This window comes from Mucilaginibacter sp. A5337, from assembly GCF_059690695.1.
The window spans coordinates 383,809-403,304 of the sequence record NZ_JCAWEC010000006.1; the positions used below are offsets into that span (position 1 = coordinate 383,809).

At 38.6% G+C, this 19,496-nt stretch carries 23 protein-coding genes and 1 tRNA gene; 12 read left to right on the forward strand and 12 right to left on the reverse strand.

Going from position 1 to position 19,496, the window contains the following annotated elements; all coding sequences use genetic code 11:
• Window positions 1–352: 352 nt before the first annotated feature.
• Together AC59JO_RS22035 and AC59JO_RS22040 are read right to left on the reverse strand one after the other, a co-directional pair.
• Window positions 353–1,003, reverse strand: coding sequence for a hypothetical protein (locus AC59JO_RS22035; RefSeq protein ID WP_497308025.1), 651 nt, complete (start codon window positions 1,001–1,003; stop codon window positions 353–355).
• Between the two features lie 176 nt (window positions 1,004–1,179).
• A complete protein-coding gene (locus tag AC59JO_RS22040) occupies window positions 1,180–1,320 on the reverse strand; it encodes a hypothetical protein (RefSeq protein ID WP_497308027.1) in 141 nt (46 codons plus the stop codon).
• A gap of 356 nt (window positions 1,321–1,676) precedes the next feature.
• Between AC59JO_RS22040 and AC59JO_RS22045 the strand changes: the two genes are divergently transcribed.
• The 5 genes from AC59JO_RS22045 to AC59JO_RS22065 all read left to right on the forward strand — a co-directional run bounded on the left by AC59JO_RS22045 (window position 1,677) and on the right by AC59JO_RS22065 (window position 7,711).
• Window positions 1,677–3,695 carry an AAA family ATPase gene (locus tag AC59JO_RS22045; protein ID WP_497308029.1) on the forward strand — a complete coding sequence of 673 codons (2,019 nt, stop codon included), beginning with the start codon at window positions 1,677–1,679 and terminating at the stop codon, window positions 3,693–3,695.
• A gap of 22 nt (window positions 3,696–3,717) precedes the next feature.
• Complete coding sequence (locus AC59JO_RS22050; RefSeq protein ID WP_497308031.1) at window positions 3,718–4,755, forward strand: HNH endonuclease; 1,038 nt, start codon at window positions 3,718–3,720, stop codon at window positions 4,753–4,755.
• Between the two features lie 606 nt (window positions 4,756–5,361).
• On the forward strand, window positions 5,362–6,093 hold the full coding sequence (locus tag AC59JO_RS22055) for an N-6 DNA methylase (protein ID WP_497308033.1): 732 nt from the start codon (window positions 5,362–5,364) through the stop codon (window positions 6,091–6,093).
• A gap of 58 nt (window positions 6,094–6,151) precedes the next feature.
• The gene (locus AC59JO_RS22060; RefSeq protein ID WP_497308035.1) at window positions 6,152–6,595 is read left to right on the forward strand and encodes a hypothetical protein; all 444 of its coding nucleotides are present in this window, start codon (window positions 6,152–6,154) and stop codon (window positions 6,593–6,595) included.
• A gap of 18 nt (window positions 6,596–6,613) precedes the next feature.
• Window positions 6,614–7,711, forward strand: coding sequence for a hypothetical protein (locus AC59JO_RS22065; RefSeq protein WP_497308036.1), 1,098 nt, complete (start codon window positions 6,614–6,616; stop codon window positions 7,709–7,711).
• A 76-nt stretch (window positions 7,712–7,787) separates the two neighbouring features.
• On the opposite strand, the gene AC59JO_RS22070 is transcribed toward AC59JO_RS22065, so the two are convergent.
• The 3 genes from AC59JO_RS22070 to AC59JO_RS22080 form a co-directional block, all read right to left on the reverse strand.
• Window positions 7,788–8,291 (reverse strand): hypothetical protein, encoded by a 504-nt coding sequence (locus AC59JO_RS22070; protein ID WP_497308038.1) that lies wholly within the window; start codon window positions 8,289–8,291, stop codon window positions 7,788–7,790.
• An 11-nt stretch (window positions 8,292–8,302) separates the two neighbouring features.
• A complete protein-coding gene (locus AC59JO_RS22075) occupies window positions 8,303–9,229 on the reverse strand; it encodes a hypothetical protein (RefSeq protein WP_497308040.1) in 927 nt (308 codons plus the stop codon).
• Between the two features lie 132 nt (window positions 9,230–9,361).
• The gene (locus tag AC59JO_RS22080) at window positions 9,362–10,498 is read right to left on the reverse strand and encodes a S1/P1 nuclease (RefSeq protein WP_497308042.1); all 1,137 of its coding nucleotides are present in this window, start codon (window positions 10,496–10,498) and stop codon (window positions 9,362–9,364) included.
• A gap of 92 nt (window positions 10,499–10,590) precedes the next feature.
• On the opposite strand from AC59JO_RS22080, the gene AC59JO_RS22085 reads away from it, so the two are divergent.
• The 4 genes from AC59JO_RS22085 to AC59JO_RS22100 all read left to right on the forward strand — a co-directional run bounded on the left by AC59JO_RS22085 (window position 10,591) and on the right by AC59JO_RS22100 (window position 13,292).
• Window positions 10,591–11,007, forward strand: coding sequence for a hypothetical protein (locus tag AC59JO_RS22085; RefSeq protein WP_121811986.1), 417 nt, complete (start codon window positions 10,591–10,593; stop codon window positions 11,005–11,007).
• 282 nt (window positions 11,008–11,289) lie between these two features.
• Entirely contained in the window at window positions 11,290–12,132 is an 843-nt protein-coding gene (locus AC59JO_RS22090; protein ID WP_497308044.1) for a hypothetical protein, read from the forward strand.
• 9 nt (window positions 12,133–12,141) lie between these two features.
• Window positions 12,142–12,384 (forward strand): hypothetical protein, encoded by a 243-nt coding sequence (locus tag AC59JO_RS22095; RefSeq protein ID WP_497308046.1) that lies wholly within the window; start codon window positions 12,142–12,144, stop codon window positions 12,382–12,384.
• A 155-nt stretch (window positions 12,385–12,539) separates the two neighbouring features.
• Window positions 12,540–13,292: a tetratricopeptide repeat protein gene (locus AC59JO_RS22100; protein WP_497308048.1), complete on the forward strand. Its 753-nt coding sequence runs from the start codon at window positions 12,540–12,542 to the stop codon at window positions 13,290–13,292.
• A gap of 72 nt (window positions 13,293–13,364) precedes the next feature.
• Here the strand turns inward: AC59JO_RS22100 and AC59JO_RS22105 are convergent, their stop codons facing one another.
• Complete coding sequence (locus AC59JO_RS22105) at window positions 13,365–13,964, reverse strand: hypothetical protein (RefSeq protein ID WP_497308050.1); 600 nt, start codon at window positions 13,962–13,964, stop codon at window positions 13,365–13,367.
• A 245-nt stretch (window positions 13,965–14,209) separates the two neighbouring features.
• Window positions 14,210–14,656: a WapI family immunity protein gene (locus AC59JO_RS22110; RefSeq protein ID WP_091212191.1), complete on the reverse strand. Its 447-nt coding sequence runs from the start codon at window positions 14,654–14,656 to the stop codon at window positions 14,210–14,212.
• Between the two features lie 440 nt (window positions 14,657–15,096).
• Here AC59JO_RS22110 and AC59JO_RS22115 point away from each other — a divergent pair, with 440 nt between their 5' ends.
• The 3 genes from AC59JO_RS22115 (at window position 15,097) to AC59JO_RS22125 (ending at window position 16,719) form a co-directional block, all read left to right on the forward strand.
• Window positions 15,097–15,537: a hypothetical protein gene (locus AC59JO_RS22115; RefSeq protein WP_497308052.1), complete on the forward strand. Its 441-nt coding sequence runs from the start codon at window positions 15,097–15,099 to the stop codon at window positions 15,535–15,537.
• A gap of 412 nt (window positions 15,538–15,949) precedes the next feature.
• A tRNA-Pro gene (locus tag AC59JO_RS22120) sits at window positions 15,950–16,023 on the forward strand.
• Window positions 16,024–16,218: 195 nt separating this feature from the next.
• Window positions 16,219–16,719 carry a GNAT family N-acetyltransferase gene (locus tag AC59JO_RS22125; RefSeq protein ID WP_413670562.1) on the forward strand — a complete coding sequence of 167 codons (501 nt, stop codon included), beginning with the start codon at window positions 16,219–16,221 and terminating at the stop codon, window positions 16,717–16,719.
• 188 nt (window positions 16,720–16,907) lie between these two features.
• Here the strand turns inward: AC59JO_RS22125 and AC59JO_RS22130 are convergent, their stop codons facing one another.
• The 5 genes from AC59JO_RS22130 to AC59JO_RS22150 all read right to left on the reverse strand — a co-directional run bounded on the left by AC59JO_RS22130 (window position 16,908) and on the right by AC59JO_RS22150 (window position 19,403).
• Window positions 16,908–17,459 carry a DUF4256 domain-containing protein gene (locus AC59JO_RS22130; RefSeq protein ID WP_497308054.1) on the reverse strand — a complete coding sequence of 184 codons (552 nt, stop codon included), beginning with the start codon at window positions 17,457–17,459 and terminating at the stop codon, window positions 16,908–16,910.
• A gap of 168 nt (window positions 17,460–17,627) precedes the next feature.
• Window positions 17,628–18,206: a YdeI/OmpD-associated family protein gene (locus tag AC59JO_RS22135; RefSeq protein WP_497308056.1), complete on the reverse strand. Its 579-nt coding sequence runs from the start codon at window positions 18,204–18,206 to the stop codon at window positions 17,628–17,630.
• An 8-nt stretch (window positions 18,207–18,214) separates the two neighbouring features.
• Entirely contained in the window at window positions 18,215–18,604 is a 390-nt protein-coding gene (locus tag AC59JO_RS22140; protein ID WP_413670559.1) for a DoxX family protein, read from the reverse strand.
• 9 nt (window positions 18,605–18,613) lie between these two features.
• Window positions 18,614–19,081 carry an SRPBCC family protein gene (locus tag AC59JO_RS22145; RefSeq protein ID WP_497308058.1) on the reverse strand — a complete coding sequence of 156 codons (468 nt, stop codon included), beginning with the start codon at window positions 19,079–19,081 and terminating at the stop codon, window positions 18,614–18,616.
• A 1-nt stretch (window position 19,082) separates the two neighbouring features.
• Entirely contained in the window at window positions 19,083–19,403 is a 321-nt protein-coding gene (locus tag AC59JO_RS22150; protein ID WP_091210231.1) for an ArsR/SmtB family transcription factor, read from the reverse strand.
• Between the last annotated feature and the right edge of the window lie 93 nt (window positions 19,404–19,496).

Consider the following 19,496-nt stretch of genomic DNA (forward strand, 5'->3'; position numbering starts at 1 on the left):
TTAACAGCCTCGAGAACAGTCAATTATAAATGCAGTTGTAAATTAATCGTCTAAGGGTTTGCAGGTTACGATAATTTGACACTATAAAATATTGGGCTTCACGCCGACAATTATTGTCAATAACGTAATGATTTGTTCTAAGTTGATATCATTATCTGAATGCTCCGGTAAATGCACCTTGCAAACACGCATGTGGAAAACAAATACGCCCGTTAGTCATAATCAACGCAGTTAGTTCACAGCATTCAATAAGTATACATAAGTCTACTCTTGCCTTAGCCCCCATTTGTTGCTTAAGAGATCAAAGGTGAGCTATGCTTATGCCTGTCCGATTAAAATGCTTAAGAACGATTTACCAAATCCCTATCCAGTTCTCCAAGTTACGCTTAGTTTCATCAACGGCGAACCATGTGTTGACTCGTATTTCACTGTACTCATCATACGCCGCTAAATAATGAAAATGGATTCTTTCTCCTTCCCTGAGATCTGGTACTAAGGTTGATAAACCATTCGATTGAATACTTGTAAAAGATGTAGTAAAATCTAAAGCGTCTTTATATCTTGAAGGCATCCAGTCATCATTTATAGCCCTATAATGCATTACCTCACCATCTTCAGATCCAATATGGGTTATCCACCTATCGTTATTAACAGCAAACGAATCCAAATGCTCACCAGGATCACTGCCGAGCGATATTACATCTGTAGCTATATCACTTATTAGACAATTTAATTGTAAATGTTCACTATCCCCGCTTTCTTTAGTTATTCTCCATATCCATCCTTGGCAATCCTTAACTGATTCTCCATTGTACAGTGGTAGCCTTCGCCTGAACGTTATGACTTCTATGCTATGCGACAAGGTTTTATAGATAACAGATTTCCCATTCTCGTAATTGTTGTTACCCATCAACATAAGTACGCTACCTGTACTACTCATACCGCACTTAACGATTCCTATAGGTGTCGGAAAGCTTTGCTCTATTATTAAATGATTGAACATGGTATTAAACAATTATTGATAAATCTAAAGAAAATACAATCATAATCTATCCTATAATTAATCATAAGCACTCACTATCCTTCCCTCTTTGGTGGCTTACAAGGGGAAAGGATAGCTCTGCTTATGGCTGGGCGCAGAGGCCTTTCACACACCAGGTCCATCGGTGTTCTTCACTCTTAAGCTACACATACAATCACGCCAGGCTTCATTTCGTTCAATAAGCTTGCAGCACATTGAACTACATCGGCTATCGCCTGCCTGTCATGCTTGTTGTCAGTAGCAAAGTCGTTCATCACATGAGCTCTCTCTGTCTTCATCAACCTTTCTCTTATGCTGCGCTTTCACTTAGTCTATTCGACCAGGTGAGCTTGCAACGTTCAAGATTAATTCAGCCAGCCGCTCATATTGTTAGGCTCACCTGCGCCTCGTCGAGGACTTCACAACTGTCATGGCGTTTGAAAGACCAAAGCACAGCCCTAAGATGTCAAACGCAACGCCAGTTTTTTGTGTGAAGCATTCTTGGTGGCCGCACTTCGTGCTATCTCCACAAAGATCCTCTCCTCTATTCGCAGCGGCTCGCATACGTTCTATTATTATACAATCTGTTAATATATTATTTCAATTTTTAATACCTTAGTATCAAAACCAAGCGATTACACTAAACCAAAACAGAATGAGATTATCGAAAGCAAGAGTACAAAACTATAGAAGCATAATTGATACCGGTACATTTGAAATCGAATCTCTCAAAACTATTCTTGTAGGGCCAAACGAAGCTGGAAAGACTGTTATTTTACAAGCGTTACAACAATTGAAAAAGCCGACTGAGGTAGCGGAATTCAAAGCATTACGTGACTATCCTAGGGCGTTATATAACGATATTACTTCAAAGCGGATATTAGAAAAGGATGTTATTATCGTAACGGGGCACTTTACATTGGAAGATACCGACAAAGAACATATCCCCTCAGACTTCCATGACTCTGTATATATAAGGCACAAGACTCTTGATAACAGAATTTTACACGAATTTTCGGGAGGCCCAGATAAAGTGAAGTATGTTGATTTAAAAGCTGACTTACTTCGAATGGTTGGTCATTTAGAGAAGCAATATATCAAGGAAAACCCGAGTGAAGACTTGAAGAAACCCTCTGTATTGTTTGCCAGCTTAACACAAAATATAGCTGATGAAACAATCATCGTGAAAGATATCGCTGATAAGTTAAAATCATTTTTAACGCAGAACTTTCTTTACGTACAGGAAGGCAATTCAGTTGAAGAATCAAGACACTCCTCTCTCTTGAAGAACATCGAGTTTAATACAACATATGAATCCGCTTTAAATACGCTATCTGACAGAACACCGATATTTATCTTATTTAATAATTATTTTAAAGTAAAGCCATCAATTCATCTAGCCCATCTTGCTGAAAGGACTGAACAAAATATTTTAGATGACGATTATTATGATTATGGGAATCTTTGCTTACTTAAACTGCTAGGTTTTACTCCTCGAGAGCTTTCTGAATTAGGAAATATTTCTAGCCCAAGCATATCGAATTCAGGTGAATTGCAAGCTTATAAAGACAAATTGGATAGTAGAACGTACCAATTAAATGCCGCAAGTGTTAGATTGACAAATGAAATACGTACTGTTTGGATGCCCAACCCCGAACGCCCTGAAGCAGATAAATTAAAAGTAACAGCTGACGGGCAATATTTAAAAGTTGTCGTTGAGGACGATCTTGGTGTTGAAATAGAGCTTGATCAACGGTCAGAAGGATTCCAATGGCTGGTGTCCTTCTTTGTTGTTTTTTTTGCTGAAGCGATGGATAAACACAAGAATGCAATCCTTTTATTGGACGAACCGGGAATGAGCTTACATGCCCTAAAGCAACGAGACTTCAGAGATACAATATCGAGGTTGGCAGAAAATAACCAAACCGTATATACAACCCATTCTCCTTTTTTAGTAGGTCCGGATGAGTTAGACATAGTTCGGGTTGTCGAAATGAAAAATAGGAAAGATGGCACAAAAGTTCACACGACCATATCATCAAGTGATCCAGCTGGATTATTGCCGCTTCAAGAAGCGTTAGGATATGATTTAGCACAAAGTCTTTTTTCCCAACAACGAAACTTAATCTTAGAAGGAATCACTGATTACTGGTACATGGACGCAACCTCAGAACTTATGAGGGAGGCAGGGCTTGGTGCTTTAAATGACAAAATTGCTCTTGTATTTGCAAACTCGGCAGGTAAAGTTGTGTATTACGCAACTATTCTCTTTGCCCATAAATTGAAAGTCGCAGCATTATTAGATTCCGATGCGGCAGGAGATCAGGCAGCACAACAGTCTAATTTAGTACACACGTTAGGAAACAAAAATATTTTGAGAACAAAAGATTATGTCGAAGGCATTGCTAAACCTGAAATCGAAGATTTGTTAAGATTCACGTTAGTCAAAATCATGAAAGATGAATTTAAAGTAGATTTCTCAACAAGTGTCGCCAAACAACCGGGGAGACCGATAATAGACATTTTCACAACTGAGTTTGCTGACTTTTCTAAATACAAACTTGCTAAGGCGTATATACGTTGGACGAGAAATCACACAGCAAGCGATTTGGCTCCCGGCGAAACCGACGGATTTGTAAGATTATTTGAGAGTGTAAATAGGGCTTTAAAATAATTACCAAAGTTCCCGTAACTATATGGCTATTTCGCTAAAAACACATAAAATGCTTTGGGGAAGATCTGGTAATATGTGCTCGTTCCCAAATTGTAAGACAGTACTTGTTGTGGATGAAACAGAAACAGACGATCCATCAATTATAGGCGAAGAAGCGCATATTGTTGGTCAAAAAGATGAAGGGCCTCGTGGTCGTAGTGAACTTTCAACGGAACAAAGAGATAAGTTTGATAATTTAATCTTATTATGTAGGAATCATCACAAAGTCATAGACGATCAAGAGGAAAAGTACACAGTCGATTTGCTAAAAGATTATAAATCAAATCACTTGAAATATGTTTTAGACAACCTAATAGTTGACAGCGCTAAACAAAAGGATGATGAGCGTTATGCGACATATTTAGAGAAATTCATTGAACTTACAGAGTTACATAATTGGAATAATTGGACTTCCTGGTTCTTAGGTTCGTCTGAGATAATTCCTCGACATATTTTCGAATCATTGCGAGAAGTGCCGGATTATATAATTTCAAGAATCTGGCCACATCGTTATGATAACCTTGAAGCTGCGATGTTTAATTTCAAGAACGTCTTAAACGATTTTTTTAAAGTTTATTTTGAATTTCCTAGTGAACGCAAAAGCGATAGTGCCAATTATGCGGTTGATCGATTTTACAAGCAGTATTATTATGATAAATGTCTGTATTCAGGAAGAACTTATAGTCGTGACGCTGAATTAGAGGCTCTTTCCAAATATAATTATCATGTTGCTCTATTAGAAGATTTGCTTTTAGAATTGACACGAGCCGCCAATTATATTTGCGATGCGATTCGAACATGTCTTTTTGAGGGGTTTCGTATCGAAGAAGGAGCATTATTGATTACTAGAGGTGATATTTTTGGCTCGAACACTTATAGGGTTGAATATAGAGGAAGTGAAAGAGAACCCTTGCCCTATAAGGGGTTGCGAGATTTCATGACAACTAGAGCAGAACGCGACTTTAATATTGGAAAAGAAATCGAGGAAGACTATTTCGGGAAATTCCCTTGGGAACCCTAATCTATTCTCATTACAAAGTTAGCTGATACATCATCACATAGCCGTTTCACTTCAAGGTAGTATCTGGGCATACCGGTATTATACATAAAGATGTTAGTCCAATAAAGGTTAAAACTATATTCCCATCGATTTCTTGCAAGTCGAAGCGAAGCTTGGTAGGATGCCTATCTGGATATTTGTGATATTGGTGACTTATTATCCATTGGCTTAACCACAGATTATACAAATCAAAGCCTTTCGCTAACGGGGGCCCACATGTCGTTTTTACTTGCATGGTATGATTGTTTATCGTCATAATTACACGAGTGCCTCTTAAATGAAAGTAATGAAGTGAATCATAAAGGTTTATACCCAATCGATATTTATTGACAGTCCCTGTACGCTGTACCGTGAGAGTTATTAAGGGCATATATAAAAACGTTGTGAGGTTATTCTCTTAACAAAGTTAGCTAATAAGCAGCACATAGCCGTTTCACTTCAAGGTAGTATCTCGTAATTGGGTATCCCGAAGGGACCCCACCACAATTACTCAATCTCCACCTTGCCTTAGTGCTGCTAATCAGCAGTGAGTCGTTCGAGAATTCACTCGACATAAAACTTACTGCTATGACAGATTTTAAACAGCTACTAACTGCATTTGAACGCTTTGCTTATGGACAATCTTTACATACTGCCTTTGTTGATCTTTTAGATTGGGCGCTGTTACCTTTTAGGAAATGGGACGATGCAGAATCGCAAAACATTGCATTTCAAAAGTACCAGTCGCACCCTAAGATCAAACATCTCACAGCACTAATTACACTCATTGGCGACCTGTCAGAAGGCTTTAATGATCCTCTTGGGGAACTTTATATGCAAGCAATTTCAAATGGCCACAATGGTCAGTATTTCACCCCAACACCAATATGTGATATGTTGGCTATAATGAATCTTGGAAACGATACAAAGCCAGGGCAATCGGTGGCAGATTGTGCATGCGGTTCTGGTAGAACATTTTTAGCTGCAGCAAAGATTAACCGGTACCTAAAGCTGTACGGTGCTGATCTTGACAACACCTGTTGTAAAATGGCATTGTTAAATCTGCTGTTAAATTCACTAACTGGTGAAATTGCACATATGAACTCACTTAGCAATGCCTTTTACACCGGTTATGAGGTTAATATAACTTTAGTAAATGGCTTTTACTATCCATATTATGTTGAGTTCACACAGCCGGAGCAAAGCAACATTTGGCTACATGAATTGAACTCCACTCAGTTAAAGTCAACATTTCCTAAACCTTTTGAACCTGTTAGGGCAGCGCAACCTATCAATGGAGTGCAGGGTAGCTTATTTTAAGCACCCTTGTATATTATTTCACAACTTATTATATTGTATCACCAAACAATATCACGTTATGAACCTATTTGAAGGTGAGAAGATACTTACCACAGCCGACGACAACATTGTCATTCTTACAACTCATCGTATTCGATCTACTAACAGTTTTAATTGGGGGCATCGGGAAACGACTTCAATCATGCTGGACAAAATCAGTTCGATAAAAGCAACCTACAAGAGTTACCCTTTGCTTTTGATAATAGGTATTATAGTTGGTCTTGCGGGACTATTTCCTGGTGCCCACAACTATTTATCCTATGGCAGCACTTTTGCAATTGCCTTAGCTGTCATTCTGATTTCGATGTATTTTGCCACGAGAAAGCACGTATGTGTTGTTTCTTCTGATGGAGGCTCTAAGATTGTATTCGTTACAACGAACATGGGGCCGAATGGCTTGATAAATTTTATAGACCGTGTTGAAGAAGCAAAGTATCGCAGTACCCTAAGATCTGTAGTTTAATCATTCTTGAAGACAAATATGAACCCTGATACAATTACAACAAAACAAGTGACCTTAAAGGTCAGCGAAGGCTTTTTAGCCAATTCAAATACCAGCGATCAAATCACTGCTAAGGAATTTGGGGAGCAATTTGCCAAAGGCGTTGTAAATAAACTATTCCCAAAGTCAGTTGAATATGGAGATATTCAAAGCCATTTCAATACCGAACGCCTTAACTCTTTCAACTTCACTGGTTTCAAGGAGCTCGTAATTGGCACTCATTACCTAAGAAAAAAGTTAACATCAGAGTTTCATCTTTTCTCTAATGAATTACGTGCTAAGTCTCAAAGCCTTGATAAGCGCAAGTCATCGTTACTTAGTTTCCTGTACAAGAAAAAGATAGCAACGGAAACCGTGTTAGTAGAACAGCTTTCAAATCAAGTTAATTCTCTTAAAGAATCGCAATTGGGATCAAGAGTTGATCTTAAATATCAGTATGAAAACTCTCTGCTAACAGATGCTTATTCAGACCTAACAAGCTCTTTCACCACCATGAAATCAGCTAATAAGATTTGGGATGTCACCACCGCACAAATGAATTTAGACACCAAAGCAGCAGCGGGTACATCTATTGACCGGCATGAGGTTAAATTCGATTTTAAAGGATTGGATATCCTGTCTACCAATGAAAAGGTTTTGCATGTCGCGAACTTCAACGGTGGTGACTTTTATTTTTACCCGATGTTTATTATTTACTTCAAAGGACGTGAGGAAATTGCTATCATTGATTATACAGACATTTATATCGAATACAAGGAACAACAGTTTTTAGAAAGGAAAGAAGACATAGTAGGCGATGCAACATCGATTGGCGAAACTTGGTATAGAGTGAATAAAGATGGCTCTCCCGATAGACGATTTGTAGGTAACTATAAAATTCCTATTGTCTTATATGGATCGATCCACCTTAAAAGCCCTTCTGGGATCAACGAGCTTTATTACATAAGCGATCATAGGAAAGCTAAGCACTTTTACGAACAGTATTTAAACTACCAACTTCAAGTTCGTAACTCGAGCTATGAAATGATTTCAGACTCAAGTACTCTATCGGAAGGAGGGCATACAGGAAATGGTTAGCAAATCAAACGCCAGGCAGCTTGGCGTCTGCGCCATCAAAGACTTAGCCACCTAATTTACGCTATCGTATAAATGCTTAGCTACGTTGATGATTTTCTAAATTTAAAATTTTAAACATTATAAATAGGCTTCGAAATGATGTAAGAGCAATCAATAAAATTATCGAAGCAATAACTTTATTGAAAGTCGCCAATGTAAAATTACTGTATGATTGCCAAGCTATATAGCCCAAGAGGCTGTACAAGACAAATTCTACAATGGCATCCTTGAAAACCTTAACAATACCAGCATAATGTCTTGAAGAAAATAACATCTCCAATGCGTTAGTTGCATCTTCTATGCCTCTAGCTCTCAGGCTCGATTTAAATGTAACAATAATCGTTAAGGCGGCTAAAATAAAGCCAGATAGCGATATCATAGTGCCGATTAAAGAAGATAAAATATCCAAAAGCTTATCTTGCTCGCCTATTTTGAAGTTAAAAATCTCTAATCTTGAAGATACCGCCCATATTATTATTAAAGCGATAAAATCTGTAATGATTGGACGCTTTAAATAAGCGTCCATTGCTTTTGTTATCATACATGATCAGTTTATAACATTCTTAGTGTTCGCATTTCACTATACATTTTATCAAAAATATCGTTCGAAACTATCGATCTATGATTCTGTTTTTTTTCAACGTTAATACTGCTTTTCACTTTATCAACTAATAGATCGAATGCTTGTAATTTATTATTTCGGTCAGAATCTTCAGCCACAACCCTTAATGTATCGAATAAATCAACCTTTTCTTGATGATTGATTAATTCACGCACAAATCTGAATATTACATTATTGACCTCCGGTGTTGCCGTTTTCTTTTTATAATCAAAATTTAACGTCAAAGAAGCGTAGTCATTATTGAAATGATCTACAGAGGCTTGCAAAGCAGCATATGTACCCGTATCGATGTCTCGAACCGCTCCTATATTGTCTTTGTGAATTTTCACTTCAAAAGAGGCACATCTAATTATTCTATCCTGTATAGTGTCAAGTTGATTTCGAACAATAGGAATATATCTTACAATCGTTAATGCTTCGTGAATACGCCCAATACGTTCTAAGTACGCTGCAAAATCATTTATTTTTGCTCCGTAGAGATTATATTCCAACGCCAATTTCTGCCTATCACCTCTATGATAAATCGCAAAATGCGTAGTTTCAACAACGCCCTCATCTTCTGCAGCTTCGATCCCTCGCTCTTCGTCAGTCGTTGTGTTCATCAACTCTGGGAATAAATCTTTGCGAATGCATCTTAACTTGCCATAAAGAACGTGCTCCTCTGGATTAATGACTATCTCATGCACAAAAATGACTTTATCTCCAAGCCTTTGGTAGCGCTGTTCTCTTCTCTCTCGAGCCATTTGAGTAATTATACGAAAAAGCTCCCTAAATCTAAGGCCATCGACCGGATTGAATCTATTATCAAAAGTGATGTTTAATTCATAGTAGTGAATTAATCGATTAACATGTTGCATAAGGTTAAAGTATTGGTTACATTAATAAATGCAATATAATATATCCTATCAATAATACACGTCTTTACTTATTATATTCGATATCAAAATAATTAATAAAGCCTATAGAGAGCTGTGATGTGTCTCCATTGACTATTTTCCGATGGTAATTGATTCCTTATCTGTAACTACAATTTCAGGCTTGCCTTTAAAGTCAATAACCTTTCCTACCACTGTTATGGTCTTATCTTTTATTTGAACAGCTAATTGTTTAGCGTCACCTTTTAATACAACAGTAAGCAATTGATTTGGATAGGCAGCCCCTAAGTTTACAAGCACCATGCTACCGATATCCTTAACACTATATACCTTACCACTTACAGCTACATCTTTTTGCAGGAAGTCCTTTACGTCTTTTAACTCGATCATTGGTGCCACCGAATCTTGTGTAACATCAATTTTCTTATTGCTTGAAGCTGCAACCTTCTTCAGTGAAGATACGGGAGTAACGTCAGCTTTAGCGTCTTTTAGCAACCGGTTAAGTTCACCGGCTAATCTGATACCAGCCTGGTCTATGCGGAGGTGGATAGTCTGAATGTATTTCTTGTAATAGGCCTCGTCAATTTGCTGCCCTGGCTTAACATCTGCATATAATTCACTGCTGATTTGGTAGCTTTCCCAAAGCCATTCCATAGGGCTATCAGCTTGCCATTTCTTAATTTGAGCTTCATTTGCCCAGTCATACTGCTTTGCAATTTGTTCCTCACTTAAGCCCTCATGATCAATAAGCTTGCTATCCCAAAGGCTGTGTAAGTTAGTACCGGCATTATCAAAACGTACCTGTATAGTGTTACCGCCTTTATCTTCGGCACGACTGATATGCATAGGCTGGTGAGCATCGCCAACTAAATGTATAAGGTATTTAAGGGCATTGTTAAGTTGGTCAGGCGTTGAAGCTTTGTCTTTTATAATAGCCTCTTCTTTGAGGATAGCACCATATACGTTATCATTACTTTGCTGATTAACGAAGTCTACAAACTGTTGATGGTTTAATCCTAAAGGCAAGTTTAGAAAGTGCCATTTACCTGTTGTGGGATTGCGATGATCGTCTGCCCACGTGCTTACATCGGCCATGCTTTCACCCTTTAAATAAGCTGAAACTGCATAAGCGGTGTTAGCGGTTAAATGCTTTTGCGCTATCGTTGCAACGGCTCTATGACCTTTATATCCCCATGAAACTAAAGCCGCCGAAATGGCTATCAATGCTACTGATAATACTTGTTTTCTCATATGGCAAATGTATGAAAGCAAATGAGAGGTGGAAATCTTTATTTGACTTTTTACTAATTATTTTAGCAAGTTTGTTTTATAATTGATGGTGTATGACAGAGCATTCAATAGGCAAGTTTTACGAGGTAGTACAACAAAACCTCATTAGATGGATAGAGGATAACCCAAAGCTAAAGGACAAAATCACCGCACATGACCTCAAATATCTGTTTGAGTTTCATAGCCGTAGAGGTCTGTCAATTGACTTGTGCCGCTTTGATTTGACCTATTACAATGAGGTATTCTTTCCTCCTGAAGAGAAGAAGCCAATGATCGATGAGTTTGTCAGAAAGGTTTGTATCATCATTAAAGCCACACTGATTGGTATGGGCAAAGAGAAAGTCCATATAACTGTAACTGTTCGTCATAAGGTTTCACAGATAAGTCATTGGCATACATTTTATCTCGACCAAGAATACAACATAACGAAAGCTGCGCTACTATCTCGTAAACAGAATGATTGGCTTTGATATGTCGTAAGTATTTGTTAGGTTTATATTGACAACCTAATACAGTTATGAAAAGACACCTTATCATCCTCAGCCTGGCTGTTGGAACTCTCGTGAGTACAACCAGCTTTAATCCATCTCCCACAACAACAAACAAAATGTTCGCCACCTGTAAAGGTGAAAATCCTTGTCGTGCTTGCAAGAACTGTAAGTATTGCAAACGTTGCGCTAAGGAAGGTTTGACCTGTGGTGTTTGTAAAAGGTAAGATATAGAAACATTTACTGCCAAAATAAATTTGTTAGATGCTAGAAGAAGAAATAAAAGCTGAAAAGACTTGTTTTATAATTATGCCTATTTCTGATGTTGAAGGATATGAAACAGGTCATTTTAAACGTGTTTACGACTACATAATTAAACCAGCTTGCCTTGCAGCCGGATTTGTCCCAGTGAGAGCAGATGACGTGAAAATGACCAACGTCATAGTAATCGATATTCTTCGTAAGCTCCTAAATTCAGATATGGCTATATGTGACCTAAGCGCACAGAATCCAAACGTCCTGTATGAAGTTGGAATTAGGCAGGCGTTCGATTTACCGGTAAGTTTTATAAAAGATAATATAACCAAGCGGATATTTGATATTCAAGGATTTAGGGATATTGAATATAATAGCTCCCTTAGAATAGATGATGTAAACGGAATGGTGGCAAAGCTTGCAGAGAACTTAGCTGATACCTTTCAAAATAAGGGCAACGATGTAAATTCAATTATAGAGTTACTCGGAATAAGTAAGGCAAAGGTTACTGAAAAGGTCGAAATCTCCGCTGATACTGAACTTATATTGAAATCCCTACAAGATATATCATTGCGACTGGGGAGCCTTGAAAGCAAACCTCAACCTAAGCCTACTTCAAAGGAGATCAATCTAAATATAGATGATCTTGAGCCGTTAGAAAGTTTTGAAATCGACAGGGAGGTTTTCAGGGTTAATGATCTCGTGGAACACGAAAGATTTGGAACTGGACAGATATTCAAAATAGAGCTAGATAATACCCAAGGCCCGATTGCTTCAATAGACTTTTCAAATGCGGGACGAAAAAAATTGATCATTAGATATGCAACTCTTTTCAAACTACGTAAGCCATAACTTTTATGGTTGGCAGTACTATGCACAACTTATTTATTTTGGAATTTCATGAACAAACAAACACAACGTGAGAGATTACTACGAGAGGAAGAAAAGCTTTTAGAAGTAATAAAAGAATACCAGGCAGAAGTGGATAGCTTCACTACAGAACTTAACCACGTACGAAGGCTATTGGCAGAACTAAACAATGGTGTAAACGATAACGCTTGGAGCGAATACACAAAGATCATACAGGCTGAAAGTGAAGATTAGCTTCTAATGCTTTTATTAAAAGGTTACTGATTTCGAGTGCCTGCAAAGTTCATTTAAAGGATCAGTTGTCAAGAGATCGGATTCAGTGACCTTTTAGGACATGTGGTTGGAATGGCAACTAACTTATTACATTTGATACCCAAATTCTCACATAAATGAAATTCCTCATCTTAATAAGCATGGTAATGATATGTTGTATAAAACTTCAAGCGCAACAAAAACGCATAAACCAAACCTCAATATTGACTCCAATAGTTCAGCTAGCCATTAAGGAACAATACAATAATAGTAATTATCAAAAGGCGAAACAACTTGCTTCAAAAGCCATTAAAATAAACCCTAACAATTATCTAGCTTACTATGTACGTGGTAATGCTGCAATGTATATTAACCCGTATGACTATGATAGCGTCTATCATGACTTTACAGCGTCTATAAACATCAATAGGCAATTTGCCCCAGCTTATGAACAAAGGGCGTTATTAGAGCAGACCAAACAGCCTATAAATGCTTTAGAAGACTATACAAATGCTATTCAATATAATAAAGAACCTCAAAGGACATCTTACCTTTATAGAGACAGGGCAAATCTTAAAATTGATTTACTAGATTGGGTTGGTGCTTTAATAGACATTAATCATAGTCTTAAAATAAATAATAAAGACGCTGACGCCCTTATCAACCGCGCTCAAATATACATCGAATACAATCGATATATTGAAGCTATAGATGATTGTAATATCGCGATATCATTAAATCAAAGCAATGCGTTTGCTTATTATTACCGTGGATTGGCTAAAGCTAAGTTAGGAAAAGAGTCTGCCTGTGATGATTTGAAGATGGCTAAAAAACTAATTCAAACAAACCAGTTTAATAGTCTGATAGAAAAGTATTGTAATAGTAACTAATGATTAACATTGGATGGTTGCCTATTCAGTTTTTAGTTGCAAATAAAATCTTTGAGGTTCGAGCCCTCTCACTCAAATCTGAAAGTTATTTAACAACTCGGCTTTAACTTTACTCATATCCCCGGCAAGGATGTCATATACAGCATCATATTGACTGCACAGGTCGAATATGGCCACGCTATATTGGCCAAAGTACAATTCTCTATCTTCCTCGTTATCTGCACCTCGTAATCTACTTTCGATATCCAGCACCTTTAAATACAACTCGTGCGATTTGTTATTGGCGGCAATTAGATCATTGTAGGATAGGGATACATTGAAGTAAAGGCCGACGAGATTATGCTTCCAATTATCAATGTTCATCTGCTTAAGCCGCTCATCTGCTTGCTTAAGGCTTTCAGTTATGGATTTATAACTGGCCTCACTACGTGGGATATTCCGACCTTTCCATAGCTGTACGCTTTTCTTCAGGATGGACATCGTTTCACCAGTGACGTAGTAATAGCTCTCGGCTATTTCAACCTGCTTGCTCCGGTATTGACTCTTAAGTTCAATATCTGCCTTTCGCTTATCCCCAAAGTAGGCGAACAAACCAGTTAATGCCTGGGATATCAAAGCACCTGCAAGCCCTGAAAATGCGCTAACAATTAAAGTAGTATTCTCTGCTGCCATAATCTATAATCATAACTAACTACAAATCAATCGAAGAAACGTTTTGATGGTTGTATTAAAAGGTTATTGATTACGATTGAGGGCAAAGTCATTTGCAGATTACTCGGAACGTTATCGGATTAGATCTCTTATAAAGCAAGTGCTTTAAAAGAGCTCCCATTTATAAACAAAACCTACCTTATGAAGGTGTCCTAACTTTGAATTTGAGCTTTCAGGTGTGTAACGGTCTAACCTCCAATGCCGAATCATGCTTCATGTAGAGGATACCGATTTAGTATGTTTTCGAGTTGCAGCACGAGACCATTAATATCCGATACAGCCATTCCCATTTTGAAGTTCAATACAGAACCGACTCCCGGAACATCACATGCTCTGACATCTATTTCAGCAAAATCTTCATATATCATCTCCAATTGCAAGCGAAGGAATTCTGATTCGCTTTCAAAAGTTGCTGTTCTTTCAAGCCCATAGATGAGCGACACTAGTTGTTGCCTGAATCGGTTAAATTCTATTGGCCGGAATTCAGCAATATACTGACCACCCAGAGTGCAGCCTTTAACAGTAATGACGGATTCCAACCATTGACTACCCGCTCTAGCTTCACTTGGTTTAGTAGCATAGCCGTCAACAGTAACACGCACAATGTCGCTGCCATCAGTAATCTCGAAGTATGGGGACGGTCTTTTCTTCATTTGGCTGAAGTAGCAATATGTTGTTTACCGATAAAACGTACAATACTATTATTAGAAGGTACTGAATTCTATTGACGTTTGAGTGATTGGACAAGTCATTTTGCAAACTATCGGATTCAGTTACCTTTTAGGACGAGCGAATGAAAATGGTATTCCCCAATCCTTAAACAGCCAATCAAACTAACATTACAACCTCATTCTCAAATTCTAACTTTTCTTGATCTTTCACCTTTATAGGGCAATTACAAGATTATAAAGAAAATTAGAAAGGCACTTGCAATGTCTACCTTTTAAATGAAGCCGGTTAAACTGGCTTTTACTCTTCTAAAATTACTTTCTTCAATTTACGATCTACTACACTTTAGATAACTGGGGGCTATAAAAGCCCTATCTTATAAAATCTGTAGTAGTTAAATGGAAAAATCTCCATACTTTCAAATATGATTTATATAGGTGTTTTTTCAAATGGACTTCACGTAGAAAAATCCACATTAAATGAACTAGAGGAAATAAAGGGTATTGAATATCTTTTTAGAGTAATACTCGAAGTATCTTACCCACATTATTATAAGTCAATAGCGCTCATAACAACAAATGATGAGCGCCGTTATCTAAAATTTGGTGATTTCGAATTACTGGATATAGACGTTACGGGACTTTTGACTTTTCTTGATGTAAGATTAAATAGGCCTTGTCAGATCAAGATACCAAGCCTCGTTGCTTTTCCTGGCTTTGTGCATAGCTACCTTCTTCCAGTAATGAATAAATTAAATGAAATTGGCAGTTATGAGGCCTATTTACTACTCGAAGAAAACGCTAAGCTTAAAAGTGAAGTCAAAAGATTAGCAGAGGAACTAAAAAAGCTGACTATTAATATATGAGTAAATGAATTATTAAGCAAAGTTACGCTTATAGCTGCTGAAGCGTTGCAAGGAACTACGGCATAAACACAAGCCTACGCGCAACCTATCATTTATTCCGTTCCTCCTTGCACTTGATTGCTATAAGCGTGTCGAAGCTCCATAATTCATTTATTCACTTAACTCAATAGCTTATGATAACCTCAATCGCTTTTACTCCAAGAGGGTACCCGTAGAAACTTAAAGTATCTATTGACCTTTTTCTTATAGTTTTTATATTTGCTACTCTAACATTTGTACTCTTTGTTGTACTACCGTGTTAGAGCATCGTTTTAGCTAATGACAATTAACAGATTTACTGACCCTGCTTGTTAAATGCAAGACAAAGGTTTACAGACGGTTACAATCGTTAGATAGAGCTAATCTTTTTCTTCGGGATGTAGCGTAGCCCGGTATCGCGCCAGCATGGGGTGCTGGAGGTCGTGGGTTCGAATCCCGCCATCCCGACTTGAACAGAGAGCCTTTAGATGAACAATCTGAAGGCTTTTTGTTTATATTAAATATCAGGTTAAATAATGGTGCAGTGATAATACTGACCATAGGTTGCCTCATTAATGCAACGCCCGCATCAATAGATAACAAATCAGCATTTTTTAACATATAACATCCCTCTACCTTTGAATAAAAGAAGTTTTAAACTATATGGAGCCGATAAACTTTAGAGATGCAGCTGAAGCTGATTTAGATAAAATAGTTGAAATATATAATTCAACCGTTGCATCACGGATGTCAACGGCCGATACCGAACCCGTTTCTGTTGAGAGCAGGAAGAAGTGGTTTGATGAACATAACCACACGAGGCCATTATGGATAGCAGAGGAGAACGATAATAATGTTGTTGGCTGGGTTAGCTTCCAATCCTTCTACGGCCGACCGGCCTACAATGCCACTGTTGAGATCAGTATTTATATTGATGCTAACCACCGGGGCAAGGGGCTCGGAAAAAAAATGCTTGAATACAGTATAGCTACTGCCCCAACGCTTCAAATAAAAACCCTCATCGGCTTTATTTTCGCACACAATGATCCCAGCCTAAAATTATTCAAAAGCTTTGGGTTTGAAGAATGGGGAAACCTACCTGATATAGCTGTGCTGGATGGAGAGGAAAGAGGATTAAAAATTCTGGGAAAAAGAGTCGGCTAAGAACTAATTCCCTGGCGACAATTTTTCCCATCCGGCGAATGTTACCTCACAAAATTCCTCCGAGCTTTCATATCCTCAAAATTTGCCAGCACCCAGAGTGCGAACATTAACTAAAAACTGAATCCAAATGCATAGTTATTCCTGATGCTCCATACCATAAATCCGTATTAAAGCGAGGATGCAAAAGCCTAAACCCTTAACGCTCCTCTGAAGCCCCGGGCAGCATAGTATGATTCGGCTCCGTTATGGTAAATGAAGATAGTTTCATAGCGGTAATCGGCAAAAATAGCCCCTCCAAGTTTCCTGATGCCGGCAGGTGTTTTTATCCAGCTTGATGTTTTGGTATCAAACTTTCCCAGCTTATGCAGTTCGCGGTATTGTTCTTCATTCAAAAGCTCAATCCCCATATCCTTCGCCATTTCAACTGCGCTGTTTGCCGGTTTATATTCTTTCCGGGCCTCCAGGGCTTCATGGTCATAACAAACACTTCGCCGCCCCCTAGGGCTTTCGGCAACACAATCATAAAAAACGTATTCGCCGGTGTTTTTATCATAAGCGACAACATCGGGTTCGCCGCCGGTTATTTCCATTTCGTTGAGCGACCATAGTTTTTCCGCGCCGGCCTCCAGCTTTGCCTGTACATTCACCCATTCGATATCCTTATGACGGTTCATATTTTTCTCAAAGCGTTTTTTTAATATACCGAAGAGTTCTTTCTGCTGTTCTGGTGATAGTTTCATTGTTATCGTTTTGTGGTTTATTTTTAATTCCCCTCTTGAGAGGGGGCGCGTGAGATAGTGTGATTGCTGGGGTGTGTTTCTTCGGCGTTCATTACCTTCGGGATAAACACACCCTACGCCCCTCTCAAGAGGGGAATCGCGCAGACCACGCTTTTGGGGAATGTTTAATTAATCATTCAATCCTTTACCATTTAAAATCTGTGGCATCCATTTTTCAACCCTCGCCTCTCGGGTTGATGATTGTTTGGGTTGTGAAAAATGCAGCAGATAGGCTTTTTGGCGTCCCGGCGTTAGGGCCTCAAATGCGGCTCTGAGGGCCGGGATCGAGTCTAATTTACTTTGAAACTCGTCGGCCACGGCAAAATCTTCCGTTTTTTTCAGGATTACCTTTAAACCGGCTTTTTCTACTTCGATGGCTTCAAAAATGTAGGCTTTCAGGATACTTCTTTGATCCGTTACCTCTTCAACGTTGGTAAACCTGATCTGGCGGGCCGCCTGCACATTCTCCGATTGCTGGATCAGTATTTTATGTGTATCGCTCAACAGCGCGCCTTTGAAAAATAAAAACGCGCAGTATTCTTTAAAAACGTGTATTAAAACGACGTTACTTTCGCGGTAAGTATAACATGGGCAGCCCCATTTCAATTCTTCGGTCAATCCGCAATCAAGTGCAATCAATCTCAATTGCTCTATTTCTTCCCGCCACTTTTCGGCTTCGTTAAAATAAAAATCAACCTTTGGGTTCATGTTGTTTATTATTGGTTAACCGGGCTCATCTTTCTATCGGCCGGTCTGAAATACCACGAAATTACTGTTAGTACCAGTAAAAGCAAAGCAGGAAATATCTCATTTACTGCATTACCTGCTGCAAGATGCGAAAATATTGCTCCCGACATGGCAAAGAAAAAACCTGCATATGCCCATTCCTTAACTACCGGAAACTTAGGCATCAATACTGCAATAACACCCAAAACTTTCCAAATCCCCAATATAGTCAGAAAATACGCAGGATAGCCTAAATGAGCAATACTGTCGGCACCGCCGGCGCCTGATTTCATTTTCATTAACTGTACAACTCCGGTTGATATCATCCCCAGTGCCAGCCAAAGGGTGGCAATCCAATAAATAATTTTATTCCTTTTCATAACAGGTTATTATTTCAATTTCTTTAATACTTCCTGCAGGCGGTTGTGCGCCATGTTTATACCGTATTCAAAAGGCAGCTTCAGCATCTGATCCCTGAGTTCGGGCGTTCTGTACACCACGTGCATATTGAGCCTGCTGGTATCGTCGGTAAGTTTTTCAAACTCCAGGAACTCCAGCTGTACGTCAAACGGTGCATTGTCCATTTCAAACGTGCGGGTGATTTTTTGGCCGGGAATAAACTCATGAATTGTTCCGTTGGCTTTGAAAACTACGTTGCCGTGGGGGTCTTTTGTTTCAAACTGCCAGCTGCCGTGCTTTTTGTTTTCAAGCTTCAGCACTTTTGTTCCCATCCATTGCTCCACAATTTCGGGCTCTATATAGGCTTTAAAAAGCAGCTCGACCGGCAGGTCAAACACCCGGGTTATGGTTAAGTCCTGTTTGCCGTTTTCGGCGTCTATTTTTGTTTTCTTTTCCATGTTATTTCCCTTTATAGTTTTTCATGATGTCTTCTAATTTGTTGAACCTGTCTTCCCACATAGCGCGGAATGGCTCGATAAAGTCGGCTACGTCTTTCATTCTTTCTGCGTTGATATGATAATAGATCTCCCTGCCGTTTTGCTCCTGTTTAAGCAATTCGCACTCGGTAAGTATTTGCAGGTGTTTGGAAACGGTAGGCCTGGCGGTATCAAAATTTGACGCTATTACACCGGCCGTCATAGCTTGTGTGGCCACAAGCAAAAGGATAGCCCGCCGGGTTGGATCGGCAATGGCTTGAAATACATCTCGTCGTAAATTCATCGTGTAGCTATTTGACTACAAATATAAATGTAGCCATTTAACTACGCAAGTGTTTTTAAATCTTTTTTTAAAGCAGTTATCCTGCTTCATTAA

What these genes read in the sequence shown, in the direction of transcription:
- AC59JO_RS22035 (WP_497308025.1), bottom strand. Translation starts at nt 1,003, where the DNA reads ATGTTCAATCATTTAATAATAGAGCAAAGCTTTCCGACACCTATAGGA.
- AC59JO_RS22040 (WP_497308027.1), bottom strand. Translation starts at nt 1,320, where the DNA reads ATGAAGACAGAGAGAGCTCATGTGATGAACGACTTTGCTACTGACAAC.
- AC59JO_RS22045 (WP_497308029.1), top strand. Translation starts at nt 1,677, where the DNA reads ATGAGATTATCGAAAGCAAGAGTACAAAACTATAGAAGCATAATTGAT.
- AC59JO_RS22050 (WP_497308031.1), top strand. Translation starts at nt 3,718, where the DNA reads ATGGCTATTTCGCTAAAAACACATAAAATGCTTTGGGGAAGATCTGGT.
- AC59JO_RS22055 (WP_497308033.1), top strand. Translation starts at nt 5,362, where the DNA reads ATGACAGATTTTAAACAGCTACTAACTGCATTTGAACGCTTTGCTTAT.
- AC59JO_RS22060 (WP_497308035.1), top strand. Translation starts at nt 6,152, where the DNA reads ATGAACCTATTTGAAGGTGAGAAGATACTTACCACAGCCGACGACAAC.
- AC59JO_RS22065 (WP_497308036.1), top strand. Translation starts at nt 6,614, where the DNA reads ATGAACCCTGATACAATTACAACAAAACAAGTGACCTTAAAGGTCAGC.
- AC59JO_RS22070 (WP_497308038.1), bottom strand. Translation starts at nt 8,291, where the DNA reads ATGATAACAAAAGCAATGGACGCTTATTTAAAGCGTCCAATCATTACA.
- AC59JO_RS22075 (WP_497308040.1), bottom strand. Translation starts at nt 9,229, where the DNA reads ATGCAACATGTTAATCGATTAATTCACTACTATGAATTAAACATCACT.
- AC59JO_RS22080 (WP_497308042.1), bottom strand. Translation starts at nt 10,498, where the DNA reads ATGAGAAAACAAGTATTATCAGTAGCATTGATAGCCATTTCGGCGGCT.
- AC59JO_RS22085 (WP_121811986.1), top strand. Translation starts at nt 10,591, where the DNA reads ATGACAGAGCATTCAATAGGCAAGTTTTACGAGGTAGTACAACAAAAC.
- AC59JO_RS22090 (WP_497308044.1), top strand. Translation starts at nt 11,290, where the DNA reads ATGCTAGAAGAAGAAATAAAAGCTGAAAAGACTTGTTTTATAATTATG.
- AC59JO_RS22100 (WP_497308048.1), top strand. Translation starts at nt 12,540, where the DNA reads ATGAAATTCCTCATCTTAATAAGCATGGTAATGATATGTTGTATAAAA.
- AC59JO_RS22105 (WP_497308050.1), bottom strand. Translation starts at nt 13,964, where the DNA reads ATGGCAGCAGAGAATACTACTTTAATTGTTAGCGCATTTTCAGGGCTT.
- AC59JO_RS22110 (WP_091212191.1), bottom strand. Translation starts at nt 14,656, where the DNA reads ATGAAGAAAAGACCGTCCCCATACTTCGAGATTACTGATGGCAGCGAC.
- AC59JO_RS22115 (WP_497308052.1), top strand. Translation starts at nt 15,097, where the DNA reads ATGATTTATATAGGTGTTTTTTCAAATGGACTTCACGTAGAAAAATCC.
- AC59JO_RS22125 (WP_413670562.1), top strand. Translation starts at nt 16,219, where the DNA reads ATGGAGCCGATAAACTTTAGAGATGCAGCTGAAGCTGATTTAGATAAA.
- AC59JO_RS22130 (WP_497308054.1), bottom strand. Translation starts at nt 17,459, where the DNA reads ATGAAACTATCACCAGAACAGCAGAAAGAACTCTTCGGTATATTAAAA.
- AC59JO_RS22135 (WP_497308056.1), bottom strand. Translation starts at nt 18,206, where the DNA reads ATGAACCCAAAGGTTGATTTTTATTTTAACGAAGCCGAAAAGTGGCGG.
- AC59JO_RS22140 (WP_413670559.1), bottom strand. Translation starts at nt 18,604, where the DNA reads ATGAAAAGGAATAAAATTATTTATTGGATTGCCACCCTTTGGCTGGCA.
- AC59JO_RS22145 (WP_497308058.1), bottom strand. Translation starts at nt 19,081, where the DNA reads ATGGAAAAGAAAACAAAAATAGACGCCGAAAACGGCAAACAGGACTTA.
- AC59JO_RS22150 (WP_091210231.1), bottom strand. Translation starts at nt 19,403, where the DNA reads ATGAATTTACGACGAGATGTATTTCAAGCCATTGCCGATCCAACCCGG.